16 protein-coding genes and 1 tRNA gene are annotated in these 20,132 nt (G+C 36.0%); 12 read left to right on the forward strand and 5 right to left on the reverse strand.

The window, feature by feature from the left end:
• Positions 1 to 8: 8 nt before the first annotated feature.
• From Q0972_RS05745 to Q0972_RS05765, 5 genes are all read left to right on the forward strand, one after another.
• Entirely contained in the window at positions 9 to 1,445 is a 1,437-nt protein-coding gene (locus Q0972_RS05745) for a T9SS type A sorting domain-containing protein (RefSeq protein WP_299363670.1), read from the forward strand.
• 337 nt (positions 1,446 to 1,782) lie between these two features.
• Complete coding sequence (locus Q0972_RS05750; RefSeq protein WP_299363671.1) at positions 1,783 to 4,047, forward strand: RNB domain-containing ribonuclease; 2,265 nt, start codon at positions 1,783 to 1,785, stop codon at positions 4,045 to 4,047.
• A gap of 23 nt (positions 4,048 to 4,070) precedes the next feature.
• The gene (locus Q0972_RS05755; protein ID WP_299363672.1) at positions 4,071 to 4,370 is read left to right on the forward strand and encodes a heavy metal-binding domain-containing protein; all 300 of its coding nucleotides are present in this window, start codon (positions 4,071 to 4,073) and stop codon (positions 4,368 to 4,370) included.
• A gap of 20 nt (positions 4,371 to 4,390) precedes the next feature.
• Positions 4,391 to 5,062: a head GIN domain-containing protein gene (locus Q0972_RS05760; RefSeq protein ID WP_299363673.1), complete on the forward strand. Its 672-nt coding sequence runs from the start codon at positions 4,391 to 4,393 to the stop codon at positions 5,060 to 5,062.
• A 42-nt stretch (positions 5,063 to 5,104) separates the two neighbouring features.
• On the forward strand, positions 5,105 to 5,797 hold the full coding sequence (locus Q0972_RS05765) for a LysE family transporter (protein WP_299363674.1): 693 nt from the start codon (positions 5,105 to 5,107) through the stop codon (positions 5,795 to 5,797).
• A 244-nt stretch (positions 5,798 to 6,041) separates the two neighbouring features.
• On the opposite strand, the gene Q0972_RS05770 is transcribed toward Q0972_RS05765, so the two are convergent.
• A tRNA-Cys gene (locus tag Q0972_RS05770) sits at positions 6,042 to 6,112 on the reverse strand.
• A 50-nt stretch (positions 6,113 to 6,162) separates the two neighbouring features.
• Complete coding sequence (gene folB / locus Q0972_RS05775; RefSeq protein ID WP_299363675.1) at positions 6,163 to 6,525, reverse strand: dihydroneopterin aldolase; 363 nt, start codon at positions 6,523 to 6,525, stop codon at positions 6,163 to 6,165.
• 148 nt (positions 6,526 to 6,673) lie between these two features.
• Between folB and Q0972_RS05780 the strand changes: the two genes are divergently transcribed.
• From Q0972_RS05780 to Q0972_RS05790, 3 genes are all read left to right on the forward strand, one after another.
• A complete protein-coding gene (locus Q0972_RS05780) occupies positions 6,674 to 8,710 on the forward strand; it encodes a glutamine--tRNA ligase/YqeY domain fusion protein (RefSeq protein WP_299363677.1) in 2,037 nt (678 codons plus the stop codon).
• A 272-nt stretch (positions 8,711 to 8,982) separates the two neighbouring features.
• Complete coding sequence (locus tag Q0972_RS05785) at positions 8,983 to 9,489, forward strand: hypothetical protein (protein ID WP_299363678.1); 507 nt, start codon at positions 8,983 to 8,985, stop codon at positions 9,487 to 9,489.
• A gap of 102 nt (positions 9,490 to 9,591) precedes the next feature.
• On the forward strand, positions 9,592 to 10,068 hold the full coding sequence (locus Q0972_RS05790; protein WP_299363679.1) for a DUF1761 domain-containing protein: 477 nt from the start codon (positions 9,592 to 9,594) through the stop codon (positions 10,066 to 10,068).
• A gap of 40 nt (positions 10,069 to 10,108) precedes the next feature.
• Here Q0972_RS05790 and Q0972_RS05795 read toward each other — a convergent pair whose 3' ends face one another.
• Positions 10,109 to 11,038, reverse strand: a complete 930-nt coding sequence (locus tag Q0972_RS05795; protein WP_299363680.1) for an SPFH domain-containing protein — start codon at positions 11,036 to 11,038, stop codon at positions 10,109 to 10,111.
• Positions 11,039 to 11,134: 96 nt separating this feature from the next.
• Here Q0972_RS05795 and Q0972_RS05800 point away from each other — a divergent pair, with 96 nt between their 5' ends.
• On the forward strand, positions 11,135 to 11,815 hold the full coding sequence (locus tag Q0972_RS05800) for a hypothetical protein (RefSeq protein ID WP_299363681.1): 681 nt from the start codon (positions 11,135 to 11,137) through the stop codon (positions 11,813 to 11,815).
• Here the strand turns inward: Q0972_RS05800 and gltX are convergent.
• Both gltX and Q0972_RS05810 read right to left on the reverse strand, forming a co-directional pair.
• The gene (gene gltX, locus Q0972_RS05805; RefSeq protein ID WP_299363683.1) at positions 11,812 to 13,380 is read right to left on the reverse strand and encodes a glutamate--tRNA ligase; all 1,569 of its coding nucleotides are present in this window, start codon (positions 13,378 to 13,380) and stop codon (positions 11,812 to 11,814) included. The two genes, Q0972_RS05800 and gltX, sit on opposite strands and share 4 nt — an antisense overlap.
• Positions 13,381 to 13,537: 157 nt before the next feature.
• Positions 13,538 to 14,581 carry an alkane 1-monooxygenase gene (locus tag Q0972_RS05810; RefSeq protein ID WP_299363684.1) on the reverse strand — a complete coding sequence of 348 codons (1,044 nt, stop codon included), beginning with the start codon at positions 14,579 to 14,581 and terminating at the stop codon, positions 13,538 to 13,540.
• 110 nt (positions 14,582 to 14,691) lie between these two features.
• Between Q0972_RS05810 and Q0972_RS05815 the strand changes: the two genes are divergently transcribed.
• The 3 genes from Q0972_RS05815 to ybeY all read left to right on the forward strand — a co-directional run bounded on the left by Q0972_RS05815 (position 14,692) and on the right by ybeY (position 20,100).
• Positions 14,692 to 18,240 (forward strand): DUF4175 family protein, encoded by a 3,549-nt coding sequence (locus Q0972_RS05815; RefSeq protein ID WP_299363688.1) that lies wholly within the window; start codon positions 14,692 to 14,694, stop codon positions 18,238 to 18,240.
• A gap of 57 nt (positions 18,241 to 18,297) precedes the next feature.
• A complete protein-coding gene (locus Q0972_RS05820) occupies positions 18,298 to 19,599 on the forward strand; it encodes a hypothetical protein (protein WP_299363690.1) in 1,302 nt (433 codons plus the stop codon).
• Positions 19,600 to 19,692: 93 nt separating this feature from the next.
• On the forward strand, positions 19,693 to 20,100 hold the full coding sequence (gene ybeY / locus Q0972_RS05825) for an rRNA maturation RNase YbeY (protein WP_299363692.1): 408 nt from the start codon (positions 19,693 to 19,695) through the stop codon (positions 20,098 to 20,100).
• Positions 20,101 to 20,132 lie beyond the last annotated feature (32 nt).

Consider the following 20,132-nt stretch of genomic DNA (forward strand, 5'->3'; position numbering starts at 1 on the left):
AATCCATCATGAAAAAACTATGTTTAATTTTTTTATTAGTTCCACTTTTAGGTTTCACCCAAGTACAAATCGGTGAAAATATTAATGGAGGATTACAATTTGAGCAACTAGGAAGGTCTATATCACTGTCATCTGATGGAAATATTTTAGCTGTTGGTGCAGATGGTGCTAATGATACTTTTTCTAATTCAGGTATAGTAAGAGTATATGAAAATATAAATGGTACTTGGGCACAAATAGGAAATGATATTGTTGGCAATCAATTTGAAGTTCTGAGTTATTCTGTATCGTTATCTTCAGATGGAAGCATTGTAGCTGTAGGTGCAGGAGATTTGGTCGATCGAAAAGGACTTGTTAGGATTTTTGAAAATATAAATGGTATTTGGACACAGATAGGAAATGATATTCTTGGTATGTTTGATGATGACCTTTTCGGCCGATCGATTTCTTTGTCTTCCGATGGTAATATTGTTGCCGTAGGCGCATCTTGGCATGGCGGATTTAGTGGAGAAGTACGTGTTTTTGAAAATATAAATAATGACTGGACACAGGTAGGGCAGGATATTAATGGAGACACACCATTTGAAGAATTAGGCAGATCAGTATCGTTATCTTCAGATGGAAGTAAGCTGGCTATCGGAGCCCCAAGGAATAACGATAATGTTTTTGCTTCGGGTCAGGTAAAAATCTTTGAGAATCAGTCTAATAATTGGGTTCAGATAGGCCAAGATTTAAATGGTGAAAATATTGGTGATGGTTTTGGGACTATGATATCTTTATCTTCAGATGGTAATACTGTTGCAATAGCAGCTACAGGAGATGACGATAGTGAGAACAATTCTGGAAAAGTAAGTGTATATGAAAATATATCAGGTGTTTGGACACAGATAGGGGATGGTATTAATGGAGAAGAGGAAGATGATTTTTTAGGTAGAATAGCTATATCCTCCGACGGAAGTATCGTTGCTATTAGTACAGATAGAAATAATAATTTTGCCGGTCATGTACGTGTTTTTAAAAATATATCGGATGTTTGGACACAGATAGGACAGGATATTAGCGGCAATAGTTCTGATCAATTAGGTTACTCGGTAGCCTTATCTTCTGATGGTAGTGTGGTAGCAACGGGTGCATATACAGCAAGTACAATAAATGGATCAGGCTCGGGTTACGCGGCTGTGTACGATTTAAATGCGGTACTCTCGACAGAAGATCAAACCATTTCAAATTTTAGTATTTACCCTAACCCAACTAAAGACCAATTCACGATTCAATTAGACAATCGATCAGAACTTCAAAATGTCAATATTTACAACAACTTTGGTCAGTTGGTATTAACCTCAAAAGTCATCAATGTTGATATCTCAAAATTAACTTCCGGGCTTTATATGGTTGAAATAGTAACTGCAAAAAGTAAAGGGACCAAAAAGTTGATTATAGGATAAATAAACGTCGCTTTGAGTAAAATTCTTGGTTGCTTACCTTAGTTGTTAAGCGAAGTAAAAATGTAACCGAGATACAAAGAATTTTATTTCGAGAGGTAAACTAAGAATAAAAGCACTGTAATTTTCACAGTGCTTTTTTTATTATTTAACGGTAACTAAACATTATTAAATTTTAATAGTGTAGTTTTGTGCAAAACTTTTATTCTCGTACAAGCAGGAATCTCTTCACTCCAAGATAAAAGTTTTTTAATATTGTCATTCCTGCGTAGGCAGGAATCTATACGCTTTAAAGATTCTTCACTCTGTCCAGAATGACAAAAAAAATGAATAAAATTAAATGACAAGAAAAAGAAAAAAGAAATCTAAAAATAATAAGATTTCTAACCTAACACAAACAATACTAGGTATACTAAAAAAAGAACGTAACAAATCCTTTAACTATAAACAAATTGCTGCTATTCTAGGTGTTAATGATGCCAGTAGCCGCAATCAAATCATAAAAACTTTAGCAAAATTAGCGGCAAAGCAAGAAATAGAACAAGTTGATCGTGGCAAGTTTAAAGCTTTAGTCACTACAGAATACCACACCGGTATTTTAGATTTATCATCTAGAGGCAGTGGTTATGTAATAAGTGATGATTTTGAAGAAGATGTATTTATTGCTTCAAATAATATCAACAAAGCTTTAGATGGTGATGAAGTAGAATTCTATGCCTACAAGCGCAGAAAACGTGGCAAAATAGAAGGCGAAATCACCAATATTATAAAACGCGCCAAAAGTGAATATGTCGGCACTATTCAAATTAAGGAAAATAAAAACTATGCGTTTGTTTTGCCAGATAGTAGTAAGATGTACAAGGATATTTTTGTACCAATCAATAAAACCAAAAAGGCGGAAGATGGAGACAAGGTTTTGGTGACCCTTACCGACTGGCCAGAAAATGCAGATTCACCTTATGGCAAAGTACTTGAAGTTCTTGGGAAACCAGGTGAGCACAGTACGGAGATCCATTCTATTTTAGCTGAATACGGTTTGCCTCACGAATTTCCATATGAAGTAGAGCAATTCGCTAACCAATTGGATCTATCCATAACCGAAAAAGAAATTGCCAAGCGTCGTGATATGCGAAAGGATTTAACCTTTACCATAGACCCAAAAGATGCTAAGGATTTTGATGATGCTTTATCCTTTAAAGTACGCGATAATGATTTGTACGAAATCGGTATCCACATAGCAGACGTATCACATTATCTAGAACCTGGAACCGTTTTGGATGATGAAGCTTACGAACGTGCCACGTCGATTTATTTGGTCGATCGTGTGGTTCCAATGCTTCCAGAAATTCTATCAAACGGGGCTTGTTCACTTAGACCCCACGAAGAGAAATATACTTTCTCGGCGGTGTTTCAAATGAATGACAAATGTGAGATAAAAAACCAATGGTTTGGAAGAACCGTTACCTATTCTGATGCACGTTTTGCTTACGAAGAAGCCCAAGCCATTATAGAACAAAACCCTGGATTTGTCATTCCTGCGCATCCCGATAACTATCGGGAAGGAATCTCGTCTCAATTAAATACTACAATTCCACAAAAAGTATCCTTAACAGGTCAACCGTACAACACCAAACCAGAAATTGCTGAAGCCGTATTAGTTTTAGACCGACTAGCCAAGAAGATGAGAACTAAGCGTATGCGCTCAGGAGCCATCTCATTTGATAAAGTTGAGGTAAAATTCAATTTAGATGGAGATGCCAACCCAACAGGCGTATTCTTTAAAACCAGTAAGGATGCCAATAAGCTTATTGAGGAGTTTATGTTGTTGGCCAATAGAAAAGTATCGGAGTTTATCGGCAAGCAAAATCCAAAAAAGACTTTTGTATATCGTGTGCACGACGAACCCGATGAGTCTAAACTGGTACAACTGCAGACTGTTGTTGGTCGTTTTGGACATAAACTCACTTTTAAGGATCGCAATAGTATATCATCATCCTTAAACAAATTATTGACAGATGTAGTCGGCAAAAAAGAACAAAACCTTGTAGATACATTGACCATTCGTACTATGGCCAAAGCCGAGTACACAACACATAATATTGGACATTATGGTTTGGCTTTCGATTATTATAGCCATTTTACATCGCCTATTCGTCGTTATCCAGACGTTATGGCACATCGCTTGCTACAGCACTATTTAGACGGAGGTAAATCTGCAAATGAAGCCATTTACGAAGAAAAATGTAAACATTCAAGTAATATGGAATACTTGGCCACAAAGGCGGAGCGTGACTCAATAAAATACATGCAAATACGTTTTATGCAAGATCATAAAGACGAAGAGTTCTTAGGAGTCATTTCTGGAGTAACGGATTGGGGTATTTATGTTGAAATTATTTCAAATAAATGTGAAGGAATGGTAAGCCTTAGGGATATGAAAGATGATACTTACGATTTTGACCAAACGCACTATGCCATGATTGGTCGTAATACAAATAGCATGTATCAACTTGGCGATGAGGTTATTGTTAAAGTGAAAGCTACCGACTTAGTGAAAAAACATTTAGATTTCTACTTGGTTGGTAAACCAGTACTTGAAGGTTAAATTTGTTTAGAAAATACTGTTTCATGATACTTACTACGACGAATTCAATTGAAGGCTTTAAAATCATTAATTACCTAGGTATTGTTACAGGTGTGGCCATAAACGAAGAGAAGCTTGTTATGGGATTTAGCCTATCAAAATATTATAAAGCTTTACAGGAGAGCATAGACACCGTTAAGGAAAAAGCATTTCAGACACTAACCGAAAATGCCAAAAAACTAAATGCAAATGCTGTTGTTGGCATAAAAGTTGAAATAGAATTAACCACTACTAATTACGCTATGGTTTCCGTAACAGGAACCGCAGTAACAGTAGCTACATAGTAAACACATTAATCAATATCATGAAAAACATTCTTTTATTACTCGTTCTAGCACTAAGCTTTAACATTAGCGCACAGCAAACCATAGAAAAAACCATAGGTGAATTTAAAACCGTCAAGGTTTACGATTTAATCAACCTTAAAATGAAAAAGTCAGATGAAAACAAGGTAATGATCTCGGGTAAAAACAGAAAAGACGTACAGGTGATTAACAAAAACGGAAAACTTAAAATTAGAATGAAACTCGAAGAAAGCTATGATGGTAATGATACGGATGTGGTACTTCATTATACTTCAGTAGAGGTGATTGATGCCAACGAAGGCGCCAAAGTAAAGGTTGAAGACCCAATAGAACAATTCGAGATTGATCTAAAGACCCAAGAAGGAGGCGAAATTACCGCCGAATTAAATACAAATTATGCTAGCTTTAGAGCTGTAACAGGCGGTATTATCAATGTTTCCGGAAGTTCAAAGAATCAAGATGTTTCTATCTATACAGGTGGTATTATAAATGGCGAAACGCTTAAAACAGAAGAAACAGAAGTGAGCATTAATGCTGGCGGTGAAGCTTACATTAATGCCTCAGAATATGTAGAGGTGAGCATTAAGGCAGGAGGTGATGTTTTTATATATGGTGATCCGAAGGTTGTTGATGAAAATCGCGTATTAGGAGGTAGAATTAAACGTATGTAAATTCCTTTCTGTTTGTTACTTTTGTGTAAACCGCAAGTTTACATGTTAGATGATGTCTTAACAGCTATTCCATTCGGAATTATTTTAGCCTTTACGATTGGTCCAGTCTTCTTTGTGTTATTGGAAACCAGTGCTACCAAAGGCTTTACTAGTGCTTTGGTTTTCGACTTAGGCGTTATTCTTGCTGATATCGTCTTTATTCTTCTCATTTTTATGAGTACTGACACGTTGTTGGATAAAATAAAGGATGATCCAAAACTATTAGTATTTGGCGGTGTTTTACTTGTGATCTATGGTCTGATTTCATTTATTAAAATCTCTAAATCGTTTCGATCTATTGTAAGGGAACATCACAGAATTGAACTACCAAAAAAGGACTACGGAAGACTGTTTGCAAAAGGCTTTTTACTTAATTTTATAAATATTGGCGTGCTATTGGGTTGGCTGGGTTTTATTGTCATAGGCACGTCAATTACTACATCTAAGAATGGCGTAACGGTTTTTATAATCTCAATGTTAGCCGCTTACTTTGTGTGCGATTTGTTTAAGATAGCAGCAGCTAAACGTTTAAAAAATAAACTAACGCCCAGACGTATTTTTAAAACCAAGAAGATTGTCGCTTTAGTAATTTTAGGCTTCGGAATCCTTCTATTGTCTCAAGGATTGTTCCCGGAATTGTACGAAAAAGGCAAAGAACAGATTGACAAGGTGAATCCAATAAAAGATACGCATTAAAAGTAAATGCCTTTAAGCCTAAGTTAAAGGCTTTCCTAGAGGTTTCGAATGGATTAGAATCGCAATGTATTAATCTAAAACTTTTCTAAAATTAATTAGAATCAAAAAACCTTTGAAAAGACAGAGGTAGTATTCACTTTAGAGGTGTCGAGCGTATTCGAACCGCTTTGATTTAATCTAAATTTTCTTAAAATTTTAAAATAAAAAAAGCCTTTGAATATTTCTCAAAGACTTTATGATTTCGAGGTGTCGAGCGGATTCGAACCGCTGTAGATGGTGTTGCAGACCACTGCCTAGCCACTCGGCCACGACACCTTATCGAGAGGGCAAATATATAAATTATATACGTTTTACCCTATATAGGCTTAGTTTTTTCGTTTTTCTGAAAGCACAATGGTTACCATTTCCACATTACCACCAATAGGAGGATTAATTTTACTCACAGAAACAAAAACCTCATTAACCAATTGATCTTCACTAAAAATTCTATCGATAATACGTTGCGCTACGGTTTCCAATAGTTTCGAAGGTATAGCCATTTCTTCTTTCACAACATGATTTAAGAACACATAATCGACAGTATCGTTTAACGCATCACTTTTTGAAGATCTTGATAAATCAGCCTCAACAGTAACATCTACACGATAATCACTGCCAATAATGGTTTCTTCTTTTAAACAACCATGATGGGCATAAACCCTAATATTTTCAACTTTAATAATTCCCATAGGGCAAAAATAATACTACAGGTGTCACTTCGAGTGAATTTCTGCAAGAAATTTGTATCGAGAAGTTAATTCGCGAAGAAATCAAATACATGACAAATAGCACATTAATGTTACAATTTATGTAATTTTACACCTTAATTTTTTTGAAATGTCAGAGTACACCCCTCTCAATTTTATAGAGCAAATTATAGAAGAAGATTTGGCCAATGGACTACCAAAGGAAAAGCTACGTTTTCGTTTCCCTCCAGAGCCTAATGGTTACTTGCACATTGGGCACACTAAAGCCATTGGGATAAGCTTTGGATTAGGTGAAAAATACAACGCTCCGGTAAACTTAAGATTTGATGATACCAATCCAGCCAAGGAAGAACAAGAGTACGTCGATGCTATAAAACGAGACATTTCGTGGCTAGGTTATAAATGGGCCAATGAGTTGTATTCTTCAGATTATTTTGATGAATTGTACAATTGGGCTGTGAGATTGATCAAAGATGGAAAGGCTTATGTGGATAGTCAATCGTCTGAAGCCATGGCAGAGCAAAAAGGGACACCAACACAACCAGGAACCAATAGCCCATTTAGAAATAGAAGTATTGAAGAGAATCTGGATTTGTTCCAACGTATGAAAGCTGGTGAGTTTCCTGCCGGAACCCATGTCTTACGCGCCAAGATAGATATGGAAGATCCAAATATGTTGATGCGCGACCCTATTATGTATAGAATCCTTTATGCACATCATCATAGAACAGGAGACCAATGGTGCATTTATCCAATGTACGATTGGACACACGGCGAAAGCGACTATATTGAACAGATTTCGCATTCACTATGCTCATTGGAATTTAAGCCACACAGAAAACTCTATAATTGGTTTAGGGACCATGTGTATGAATACAATAAAGACCGACTTCCATTACCACCAAAACAGCGCGAATTTGCACGCCTTAATTTAAGTTATACCATAATGAGTAAGCGCAAATTATTGAGATTGGTTGAAGACGGAGTTGTCAGTGGCTGGGATGATCCACGTATGCCAACCATTTCAGGATTGCGACGTCGCGGTTACACACCGAACTCTATTCGTCAGTTTATTGAAAAAGTAGGTGTGGCAAAGCGCGAAAATGTGATAGATGTGTCCTTGTTGGAGTTTTGCATTCGCGAAGATTTAAATAAAACCGCCAATCGTGTTATGGCCGTTTTGGATCCTGTAAAAGTGGTTATTACCAATTATCCTGAAGACCAAGAAGAATGGCTTGAAGCCGAAAACAATCAAGAAGATGCCTCAGCTGGCTTTAGAAAAGTACCATTTTCTAGAGAGATTTATATCGAAAAAGAAGACTTTAAGGAAGAAGCGGACAACAAGTTTTTTAGACTTAAACTAGGTGGTGAAGTGCGATTAAAGAATGCTTACATTATTAAAGCCAATAGAGTGGTTAAGAATGAAAACGATGGGGTTACGGAAATTCACTGTACATACGATACAGATACGTCTAAGAAAGTAAAGGGCACACTACATTGGGTTTCTATAAAACATGCGATTGCTACCGAAGTAAGAGAATACGATCGCTTGTTTATGCATGAAGCGCCAGATAGTGATAAGGATAAAGATTTTATAGAGTTCCTAAATCCAAATTCCCTAACAGTAAAAACAGGTTACTTAGAACCAAGTCTAGCTGAAGTTAAAGTGGGTGAGCGGTTTCAATTTCAACGCTTAGGCTATTTTGTGGTTGACGAAGATTCGACGTCTGCAAAATTGGTGTTTAATAAAACCGTTGGATTGCGCGATAGTTGGGCGAAACAGACCCGTGCTGAGCAAAGTCGAAGTAAGCCAAAACAGAATGTCACTTCGAGCGTAGTCGAGAAGTCTCATAATAAACCACAACAGCAAAGAAAAGCCATTAGTATTATTCAACAATTAGGTAAAAAGTACACCAATTTGCCAGAGGAAAAACAAGCCAAAGCAAAAGCTGAGATACAACAACTGGCTCAAGAGGTGTCTTATGAAGAATTAGAACCTTTGTTTGGAACTGCTGTCAAAAAAGCAGGAACACGAATAGCGGTAATGATTTCATTAAAAGAACTGCTTAAAAATGGGTTGCAACGCAATGAAGCTATTGATGCGTTTATAGCAAAAGCTTTAGAAGATAAGAACGAATTGTTAGTTGCCGAAGCGCAATCTATTTAATCATTTCGTCTAATCTTTATTATCTAACTAAAGGCTAAAATCCTGCAATTTCATTGTAGTTGCTTTCGGTTTCTATAAACTTTTAAGAGTATTTGTCATTTCGAACATAGTGAGAAATCCCATTATAAAATCAACACTATGAGATTCCTCGTCGCTTTGCTCTGTCGGAATGACACAGTCAAAAAAGAATTTCATTCATCTAGAAAACTATGAATTTCAAAGCTATAGTGATTTATTTGTTGTGTTTTGATAAGTCTTACGACAAAACACACATGAAGTCATTTGTTGCCATTTTAATTACACTTTGTTCATTAGCCATGTATTCTCAAAGCATGACCAACGAAAAGCTTGATGATATTTATACGTCCATTAGCGATTCCATACAAGGTAGATCTGGTACATGGCAATTTTATATCAAAGATGTGCAAATGATCTCAATTGCAGATAGCATTCATAACAGAATGCGCATTATGTCCCCAATTACTGACTCTAATACCTTAACAGATGATTTAATTAAAGCGGCGATGATTGCCAATTTCCATACGGCTTTGGATGTAAAATATGCCGTTACCGATGGTATTTTATGGTCAGTTTTCATTCATCCTTTAAAAGAATTATCAGGTCATCAGGTTAAAGATGCGGTGAGTCAGGTCTACAATGCCAATGTGAATTTCGGAACCACTTTTGCGAGTACTGGCCTGTCATTTCCATTTAGTCAACTATCTGAAGAGAAAGAAAAAAAAGAACCGAACTCGAGTTTAAAAAAGAAGAAAATCTAAGAACAGATTATATATTAATAGCTTAATACTTAAACCTCTAAGTTATGGACTTAGAGGTTTTTTTGTACTTTTAGTGATACTAACTATAAATCACATTACATTATGGAAATGAATTTTTTAGCCATTGTGGTGGCTGCAATTGTGCCCTTAGTTATCGGAGCTATTTGGTATAATCCAAAAGTATTAGGAACCGCTTGGATGAAAGCTTCTGGGATGACAGAAGAGAAAATGAAAAGTGGAAATATAGCCGTTATATTTGGCATAACCCTAGTATTATCTGTACTATTAGCTATGTCTGTGAATGGGATGGTTATTCATCAGATTGCAGCGTCACAAATGGTATATCCAGATATGGAAGCCGAAACCTACAAAGCATTTATGGCCGAATTTGGAAATGCCCATCGTAATTTTCGACACGGTGCACTTCATGGCGCTATAGGTGCTATATTTTTTGTATTACCAGTACTGGGAATAAATGCACTCTTTGAGCGAAAGAGCTGGAAATATATTCTTATTAATGTTGGATATTGGGTGGTAACCTTAACAATTATGGGAGCTATTCTTTGCGGATGGAAATAAATTAAAAAAGCCTTGATTTTCCAAGGCTTTTTAAGATCTATTATAAACTTTCGCTGTCTTTTTTAGCTTTTTTCATGGCTTCACCAATTTGATTGCTGGCCGTGAAACTCGCCACCATATCATTAAGCATATTGCTTCCGGCTTGTGGAGAGTTAGGCAATAATATTAAGTTACTATTTGTCTCTTGCCCTATAGATTGTAAGGTATCGTAGTGTTGCGTCACAACGATAAGGGCTGAAGCTTCCTGGGAGTTGATGCCGACTTTATTCAATACTTCAACCGACTCTTCTAATCCACGCGCAATTTCACGACGTTGGTCGGCAATACCTTGCCCTTGCAAACGCTTGCTTTCAGCTTCGGCTTTCGCTTTTTCAACGATAAGGATACGAGCTGCATCACCTTCAAATTGTGCAGCAATTTTTTCACGTTCAGACGCATTAATTCGGTTCATTGCAGCCTTCACCTGTGCATCGGGATCAATATCTGTAACTAGGGTTTTAATAATGTCGTAACCATATTCTAGCATGTATTCTTGTAATTCACGCTTTACAGCAATGGCGATATCATCTTTTTTTACAAAGACATCATCAAGTTTCATTTTTGGGACTTCGGCACGTACTACATCAAAGACGAATGATGTAATCTGATCGTGTGGATATTCTAACTTATAGAAAGCGTCATACACCTTATCTCTTATCACTTTATACTGTACGGAAACTTTTAGTTTTACAAATACATCATCTAAAGTCTTAGTCTCTATTAATACATCTAGCTGTTGAATTTTAAGGCTTAATTTTCCAGCTATACGATCTACCAATGGGATTTTTATCTGTAAGCCAGAGTGTCGAATACTTTGGAATTTACCAAAGCGCTCTATCACAGCAGCAGTTTGCTGTTTCACAATAAAGAACGCGGAAATCAAAATAATTAGACTAAAAAATATAATCGGAATTAAAACAAATTGACCCATAACAAGTTTTTTAAAAGGTTAGTGAATACGTGACATTAAATTTAAGTAATATTAAATTATTTTACTTAGGTTTGTTGCAATTAGCTCTTAAATCTCATGAAAAAAACCAATTACCTAATATTAATAGCTTTTTGCATAACCTTCGTTACATTTAGCTACGCACAGCATAAGCGTTATACCATAAAGAATGGATTTGCGCTTGGCGGTGGATTAACCCAATACGACATTTTAACGGATAATTTAAATACCACCTCAGGCAGTGGTTGGTTAATTAGTGCATCTACGACAGCCGATATACCTCACAAATGGTACAACATTAGTTTTGGGATGCAATTGTCTGAGAATACTATTGAAATTGAAGGGTTAAGCTCTAATGATGGTGTTGCATTTACAGATCAACAGCTCGAATACAAAATCTTTGCCGCACAACTCTCTATGCTGCTGCATGCCAAAGTGATTAAAAACTTATTGACTATTGACTTAGGTCCTATGTTACAATACAACGGTAAGATGGAGTTGCAAGACGACAACCAAGAGAATCTATTCGTTAGCGTTAGCAACAGCAGATTTGAAGCAATTGAATTGGAAGATATTTCCCAATTTAATGTCAATGGTGCCATAGGAGCGACTTTAGGCTTTCAATTTATTAAGTTGCGCGTACAATATATCTATGGTTTTACCAATATATTGAACAAGTTCAACGACAAAAACCTTACTAGCGAAAACTTAAAAGGCAATCAGAGTATGCTAACCTTTGCGGCTTTAATTACGTTCTAGATACTTTTCACCAAAGCATCGATACGTTTTACGGTTTCGTTTTTACCTATCATAAACATAATTTCAAAGACATCAGGACCTTGTAGCGCGCCTACTAAGGCTAAACGTAAAGGCATCATCACTTTTCCAAAACCGATATTGTTTTCAGTAATCCATCCTTTTAGTTTTGATTGAAGATTTTGAACCGTAAATTCTCTGGTCACAGAGACAATTTCTATCACTTTTTGCATCAGCTCAACCGTACCTTCTTTAATAGCTTTTTTAGATGCTTTTTCATCGTAAGTTTCTGGCGCCACGAAAAAGAAATGGCTTAAGCCCCAAAACTCATGGATAAAAGTGGCACGTTCTTTAATTAAGCGAATAACTAAAGCAATGTAATTAACATCAATGTCATTTTGAGTGGAACGAGAAATCTCATCTAATTTATTATCTATAATTAGTTTGAATTGTTCGGCCAAATCCAAGTCTAACTGTTGCTGCATGTAGTGATGATTAAACCATTTGGTTTTATCAGGATCGAAACGCGCTCCGGCTTTGTTAACGCGTTCTAAATCGAATTCATTGACCAATTGCTCTAAGCTGAAAATTTCCTGCTCAGTACCAGGATTCCAACCTAAAAAGGCTAAAAAGTTTACCACAGCTTCAGGGAAATACCCATCTTCCTTATAGCCTCTTGAGGTTTCATTGGTCTTCGGGTCTGTCCAAGCTAATGGAAATACTGGAAACCCTAATTTATCACCATCACGCTTACTTAATTTCCCTTTTCCTGTAGGTTTAAGTATTAATGGCAAATGAGCAAATTGAGGTGCTTCCCAGCCAAATGCATCATACAACAACTGATGCAAAGCCAAAGATGGCAGCCATTCTTCACCACGGATTACATGCGAAATCTGCATTAAATGATCATCTACAATATTAGCTAAATGGTAAGTGGGCATCCCATCGCTTTTAAATAAGATTTTATCATCGAGTACATTGGTATCAATAGAAATATCACCACGTATAATATCTTTTAGATGTAAAGTTTCATCTTGTGGTGATTTAAAGCGTATCACAAAGTCTTCACCAGCATCAATTTTAGCTTTAGTATCTTCTTTAGAAAGTACTAAAGAATTCACTAAACGTCCTTTTTCACGATTATGCCAGTTATAGATAAAGGTTTTGCCTTTAGCCTCATGATCTTTTCTATGCGCATCGAGTTGCTCAGATGTATCAAAGGCATAATAGGCTTTGTCTTCGGCTATCAGTTGGTCGGCATATTGCTTATATAAATGTTTACGCTCACTTTGTCGGTATGGTCCAAACTTTTCATCTTTTGAGCCTATACTGAGTGTGGTTGAATTAGGTCCTTCATCAAAAGGAATGCCACACCAATTAAGGGCTTCAACAATATAATCTTCTGCACCTTCTACATAACGATTTTGATCGGTGTCTTCAATCCTTAACACAAAATCACCACCATGCTTTTTAGCGAATAGATAATTGAATAAAGCGGTTCTTACACCACCAATATGTAAAGGTCCTGTTGGACTGGGCGCAAAGCGCACACGTACGTTTTGACTCATGTTTTGTTAGATTGTCAGGCTGAGCGTAGTCGAAGCCTAAATTTTAGAAAGCAAAGATAGTTTGATAACTTACAAGATACAAGACTCAAGAGCCAAGAATCAAGATACTTATAAGAAAGTCTTGCGTCTAAAAGTGAAGCGGTCTTGTCTTTTGTTTCTAAGAAACAACCATCTCTCTGGGCACCCGTTTGTTCATAATCTTAAACCAAAGTGGTGGTACCATGGCCAAAACCATGGAGGTTGGGTAGCCGAAAGGCATTTGTGGGCTTTCATCGTGACAATCCAAGATTTGGTATTTTTTAGACGATTTGTAATGATGGTCACTGTGTCTCGTGAGTTCATACAAAACAATACGCCCTATGACATGATTAGAATTCCAGGAATGCATTTCTTTAACACGCTCATAACGGCCAGACTTGGTTTTTAAACGCAATAGCCCATAATGCTCAATATAATTGACGGTTTCAAGAAGTATAAACCCAACCACACCAGCAAAAAAAGCAAAGACCAATGCCGCAGTACCAAACAATAATCCTACCAGTACCAGATAAGTCAACTGAAAAAAAGTGTACCATAGCATATCATTTTTTATAGAGAAAAATGATTGATTGTTATTTTTCAGTAGTTTTTTTTGAATGCGCCAAGCACTAAAATATTGTCGAATGGTAGAGGTGAACCAAAACGAGTAAACCGATTGATTATATCTGGCCGTGGCAGGATCTTCAGGTGTAGCGGCATGCAAATGATGCCCAAAATTATGTTCAATATAAAAATGCATGTAGAACGATGGCAGAAACAAGGCCTTGCCAATAAAGCGTTCGTTTGTGGTTTGTCTGTGCCCCAATTCATGCCCAACATTAATCCCGTTGACACCCAAAACAATACCGATAGAGAAGATGAGTCCTACAAATTCGTAGGTTGCCAAGGTTTCATTTGAAACAATAAATAAAGCGTAAAAAACCAATCCAAAAACAATGGGTAAATTTAGATATAATAGCCAATCAAAGAGCTTACGTTTTAATTTACTGTCTACTTCAGCAGTATTGAGATTTTTAGTATCCACAGGGAAAATAAGCTCCAAAATAGGGATACAGACAAAAGCAAATATCGGTGTTGCCCAAACCCAATAATTCCTTAATATAAGGCCTAATATAGCTACAAGGGGAATAGAAAAAGCCGCTAGATATTTAAGATCTTTCATGTTTTAAGGGCTTATTTAACAGTTAAAGTCTCTAAATTAACAGAATCTTACCAAAATTAAGGAAATACCAATTAAAATAAAATTGTAGATTAGTTGGTTAGAATAAAACCATGAGCAATTTTGAAGCCATAAAAGATAAGCTGCACCAGTTCATTAAGAAGTATTACACTAATGAATTACTTAAAGGTGCTATATTATTTTTTGCCACTGGATTACTATACTTTATTGTAACATTGTTTATTGAATATATGTTGTGGCTCAACCCAACAGCGAGAACTATTTTATTTTGGATGTTTATTGCTGTTGAAACAGGCTTATTCATAAAGTTTATAGCCATTCCATTAGCACACTTGTTCAATTTACGCCAAGGCATTAATTACGAAACGGCATCTCGATTAATAGGAAACCATTTCCCAGAGGTTAATGATAAGTTGCTCAACATATTACAACTAGACCAAAATCCTAGACAATCCGATTTATTGCTAGCCAGTATTGAGCAGAAGTCACAAGAACTAAAGCCAATACCCTTTAAATCTGCCATTAGTTTTAAGTCTAACACCAAGTATTTAAAGTATGCAGCAATTCCTGTGGCTATTATACTCTTGTCGCTAGTTACTGGAAAAATTAATTGGTTTAGTGATAGCTACGAGCGTGTCGTTAACTACCAAACGGCATACGAACCTCCAGCACCGTTTCAGTTTTATGTGCTTAACGAGTCGCTTCAGGCTATTGAAGGTAAGGACTTTAAATTGAAAATATCTACAGTAGGTGATGTGATTCCGGAGAGTGCTCAGATTCAATTTAATGGACAATCCTATTATCTACAGCAGATATCACCTGGGCAATTTCAGTATACTTTCAGTCTACCAAAAGAGAGCATAGACTTTGTGCTTTTGGCTAATGATGTTAACTCAAAAGCATATCAACTGCAGGTGTTAAATACACCAAACTTGGTGAATTTTGAGATGATTTTAGATTATCCGTCTTATACTAAAAAGCAAGACGAAATATTAAAAAGTACAGGCTCTGCAGTAATTCCTGAAGGAACCAAAGTAACTTGGAAAGCGTTGACCAAAGCAACAAACGAAGTCAATATTTATGCCAATGATACCTTGAACTTTGCTCAAAATAAGGAAGGCGAGTTCGAAGCCACAAAACGATTGTTTAGAAATTATAATTATAGTATTTCTACGAGTAATGATGACCTCAAGGACTATGAAAACCTTGTGTACAGTATAAGTGTGGTGAGGGATTTGAGTCCAGAGTTAGATATCAAGGTTCAAAAAGATACGCTCGACCAACAAAGTCTTTATTTTTATGGGCAAGCCAGTGATGATTTTGGATTAACAAAATTGAACTTGGTTTACTATCCGACAGAAGACGAATCAAATAGCGTTGCTGTACCTATTGCGATTTCAAAATCTAATTTTGCTGAGTTTGTAAGCGCTTTTCCAGATCAGTTTAATCTTGAAGAAGGTGTGAGTTATCAATTGTACTTTGAGGTTTTTGATAATGATGTTTTGCATAATTACAAGCGCACTAAGAGCAGTGTGTTTAGCTACAGGAAGTTAACAAAGGAGGAGGAAGAACAAAAGCAACTTCAAGAGCAAAACCAGACGATTAAGGATATCGGGAAGACGTTTGAAAAATTACAAGAACAGGATAAAAAGCTTGAAGAATTCTCTAAAACACAAAAGGAAAAGCCCGAGCTTAATTTTAATGACAAAAAGAAATTTGAAGATTTTCTTAAACGGCAAAAACAGCAAGAGCAATTGATGAAGAACTTCAACAAAAAGCTTCAGGATAATTTGGAAGAATTTCAAGATGAAAAGAAAGAGGATCAGTTTAAAGAAGACCTCAAAGAACGGCTTAAAGAAAATGAAGAGCAGCTAAAACAAGATGAAAAATTATTGGAAGAACTCGAAGAGTTAAAAGATAAGATCAATAAAGAGGAGTTTACTCAAAAGTTAGAAGAATTAGCGAAGCAAAATAAAAACAAGAAGCGCAGTATGAAACAACTCCTAGAGTTGACAAAGCGCTTCTATGTGATGAAAAAAGCCGAGAAAATCGCCAATCAATTAGAAGACTTATCCAAAAAACAAGAAGAACTATCTAAGAAAGACAAAGAGAACACCAAAGAGAAACAAGAAAAACTAAATAAAGAATTCGAAGACATACAAAAGGACATTGAAGATTTAAAGAAGGAGGATCGACGTCTTCAAAAGCCCATGAATGTTCCAGTTGATGAGTTTCTCAAAGACGGGATAAAGTATGATCAAAAGGAAGCCACTGAAGCTTTAGAAAAAAAAGAACAAGACGAAGAAGAGAATAAACCTCAAGAGGCTAAAGAACAACAGCAAAAGGCACAAGAAAAACAGAATAAGGCTGCTAAGAAGATGAAAGAAATGAGCAAGAAGATAATGTCCATGCTTAGTAGTGGAGGTGCTGGCGGTAGCCAGATGCAGGAGGACGTTGATATGCTGCGACAGATTTTGGAGAATCTATTATTGTACTCATTTGATCAAGAAAAGCTTATGAATACTTTTGAGAGTATAGATATCAATAACAACAAATACGGCAAATACATTATAGATCAAAGTAATCTAAGGGAGCATTTTGAACATATTGATGATAGCCTTTTTGCTTTGTCTTTACGTCAACCAAAAATCTCTGAACGCGTCAATTCTCAAATAACAGAAGTTTATTTCAATATCGATAAAGCTTTAGGACAGCTTACAGAAAATAGATTATATCAGGGCGTGGCTTCTCAACAATATGCCATTACCGCAAGTAATGAACTGGCAAGTTTTTTAAGTGATGTTTTGGATAATATGGAAATGTCCATGAATCCGTCACCTGGATCGGGACAGGGTGAGCAATTGCCAGATATTATAATGAGTCAAGAAGAACTTAACAAACAAATGGAAGAAGGTGTTAAGAAGAATCAGGAAGGCAAAGAAGGCGAAGAGGGCAAGGAAAGTAAGGGTGAAAAACCTGGAGAAGAAGGGCAAGAAGGTAAGGAAGGCGAAGGAGAACAGAAAGGCGAAGAGGGACAACAAGGTCAAGAAGGACAGCAAGGGGAAAATGGGAATCAACAAGGCCAAAGTGGACAGAACGGACAAGATGGAGAAGGGAATAAAAAAGGTGAAGGCAAAGACGGTAAATCTGGTAACAAAGGTAAAGATGGCAGAAATGGCACTGAAGGTAATGAAGAGCAAAATGATGGTTATGGTGAGGGAGGAAATGAAGAACAAAATGCCGAGCTATATAAGATTTACCAACGCCAACAACAATTACGCCAAGCCCTAGAAGATCGATTAGCTAAAGAGGGTAAGATTGAGTCTGCCGGACAGTTGATTAAGCAAATGGAAGACATAGAGTTAGATTTATTAAACTATGGATTTACTAACCAGACCCTACAAAAAATGATGGATTTACAGCATCAGTTGTTAAAGTTAGAGAATGCTACCTTTATGCAAGGTCAGGATACTAAGCGTGAATCTGAAACTAATAAAAAGAATTTTGACAGTACCAACCCAAGTCAAATCCCAACGGCTAGACAATATTTCAATACTACAGAGATTTTAAATCGACAGGCCTTGCCTTTACAGGCTCATTTTAAGAAGAAGATTCAAGAGTATTTTAAAAAGACTCAGTAATATCTAATCCTAAATATTCCATTATATTTAACCAATAAACATTAAACATTATTCATAATGAAATCGTTATGCCTCATTATTGGCTTACTTTTTTTGGCTCCTGTACTACCCAAAAATCCTATAGAGGATATCACACTAGATAAAAATCACAAAGTCGAAAGTACATTTTCTGGCAATATCGATGGTGAAGATAGTTTTCACTTAATTATTGCTAAGAATTTAAACGCCAAGACTTATGATATCATACCATATCATTATTCGAGTGGTGAAGTCATTAAGTTAAAAACTATATCTTTTTCAAAGTTACCTAATGTACTATCGTTTCATAATAATGATAATGTACTTTCATTAATTGCGAAATCCAAAGAGGGGAAATCAGAAAAAATTCGAGTATTAGACTTAGACTTAAAAACTGGTGAAACCAAAAAATCCGATAGTTTTTCAACAGACGATTTTAAGGCTATTATAAGACAAAAGAATAGAAATGTTTTGCTTTATGCTGATAAGGAATCCATAAAATTGGTTGACGCCACTAGTGCGATATCTACAAAGACAATTAACGTTAAGCCAGACGAATCTGCTCTCGAGTTTTTTAAAACACTTTCTAACAATAGCATTGATGCTATTAATAACAACGAATTCGTAGCCAATGGTTCTATAAATGATTTTAGGGCCTATTTTGAAGAAAATACGTTGACAATTACCCAAGAAGATACCAAAGAAGGGCTTACCAATATGATTCAAATTCCAATGGAAAATGGAAATGATCTAACAGTTGTGGCAAAAGAGTTAAAAAGTGAGTCAGTAAGTGGCAAAATAAAAAAGAGCACGTCTTATTTTTCAGAAGATAAACTTTACCAACTAAGACTTAATAAGGACGAAGCGAAATTGGATGTGTTTGATTTAAGTAATGCGTCTAATAAAACAGTAGACATGTTAGAAGATTCATTTAAGAGCTTAGTTTCTAACAAAAACAAGTCTGAAGGCTTTCTAAAAAATTCCTCTAAGAATAGTAACGCACCGACGTTAACTACTAATAAGGCTAATAATGGTAATATCAAGTTGCGCTTCGATTATGTTAATAAAAACACATACAAATACCGTTATAATTGGTGGTGGCATCATCATTGGATGATGCAGCAAATGATGTGGCATCAACAACAGCAAATGCATATGAGAGCTTCAGGTTTTGGTCCAAACCCTATTGAAGATATATATTGGTACAAAGAAGAACAAACGCATTTTGAAATCGGATTAGACAATAGTGGAAACCTAATAAGCACAGAAGGTCTAGAAACGGTCCATAAGGACATAGACAAAAAGAAGTATGTCGATGAGTTAGATGAGAATAAAAGCTAAAGCATAGTTCCACAGTGTTTACAGACAAAGTATTCAGATACATTGCATACAATAAGAAAACGAATTCTTTTAAAATAATTGAAAAGAAATTGGATGATTAGTTTTAATTACGAAACCAATTTTGAATTAGATAAACCTGAAAACATCTCTTCATGGATTTCAGATGTAATTGTTGAAGAAAACAGTGTGGAAGGAGACATCAATTATATCTTCTGTTCTGATGAATATCTTCATAGAATTAACGTTGAATTTCTTAACCATGATACATATACGGATATCATTAGCTTTGATTATTCGGTAGGAAAAGAGCTACATGGTGATATATTCATTTCTGTAGATCGTGTGAGGGAAAATGCCTCTGAGTACCAAGTAGAATTTGAAGATGAATTGGCCAGAGTTATTGTTCATGGTATTTTACACTTTTGTGGTTACAAGGATAAGTCTGATGATGACGCTATGCTAATGCGAAATAAGGAAGATTTCTACTTGCATCAGCGTTAGCTAATAACGCTAATTCAGCGTATATTTGCAAA

The organism is Winogradskyella sp. (assembly GCF_028282165.1).
Taxonomy (GTDB): Bacteria; Bacteroidota; Bacteroidia; order Flavobacteriales; family Flavobacteriaceae; genus Winogradskyella.

Bases quoted from the DNA above. Each gene is read 5' to 3' on its own strand.
- Q0972_RS05745 (WP_299363670.1), top strand. From the start codon at position 9: ATGAAAAAACTATGTTTAATTTTTTTATTAGTTCCACTTTTAGGTTTC.
- Q0972_RS05750 (WP_299363671.1), top strand. From the start codon at position 1,783: ATGACAAGAAAAAGAAAAAAGAAATCTAAAAATAATAAGATTTCTAAC.
- Q0972_RS05755 (WP_299363672.1), top strand. From the start codon at position 4,071: ATGATACTTACTACGACGAATTCAATTGAAGGCTTTAAAATCATTAAT.
- Q0972_RS05760 (WP_299363673.1), top strand. From the start codon at position 4,391: ATGAAAAACATTCTTTTATTACTCGTTCTAGCACTAAGCTTTAACATT.
- Q0972_RS05765 (WP_299363674.1), top strand. From the start codon at position 5,105: ATGTTAGATGATGTCTTAACAGCTATTCCATTCGGAATTATTTTAGCC.
- folB (WP_299363675.1), bottom strand. From the start codon at position 6,525: ATGGGAATTATTAAAGTTGAAAATATTAGGGTTTATGCCCATCATGGT.
- Q0972_RS05780 (WP_299363677.1), top strand. From the start codon at position 6,674: ATGTCAGAGTACACCCCTCTCAATTTTATAGAGCAAATTATAGAAGAA.
- Q0972_RS05785 (WP_299363678.1), top strand. From the start codon at position 8,983: ATGAAGTCATTTGTTGCCATTTTAATTACACTTTGTTCATTAGCCATG.
- Q0972_RS05790 (WP_299363679.1), top strand. From the start codon at position 9,592: ATGGAAATGAATTTTTTAGCCATTGTGGTGGCTGCAATTGTGCCCTTA.
- Q0972_RS05795 (WP_299363680.1), bottom strand. From the start codon at position 11,038: ATGGGTCAATTTGTTTTAATTCCGATTATATTTTTTAGTCTAATTATT.
- Q0972_RS05800 (WP_299363681.1), top strand. From the start codon at position 11,135: ATGAAAAAAACCAATTACCTAATATTAATAGCTTTTTGCATAACCTTC.
- gltX (WP_299363683.1), bottom strand. From the start codon at position 13,380: ATGAGTCAAAACGTACGTGTGCGCTTTGCGCCCAGTCCAACAGGACCT.
- Q0972_RS05810 (WP_299363684.1), bottom strand. From the start codon at position 14,581: ATGAAAGATCTTAAATATCTAGCGGCTTTTTCTATTCCCCTTGTAGCT.
- Q0972_RS05815 (WP_299363688.1), top strand. From the start codon at position 14,692: ATGAGCAATTTTGAAGCCATAAAAGATAAGCTGCACCAGTTCATTAAG.
- Q0972_RS05820 (WP_299363690.1), top strand. From the start codon at position 18,298: ATGAAATCGTTATGCCTCATTATTGGCTTACTTTTTTTGGCTCCTGTA.
- ybeY (WP_299363692.1), top strand. From the start codon at position 19,693: ATGATTAGTTTTAATTACGAAACCAATTTTGAATTAGATAAACCTGAA.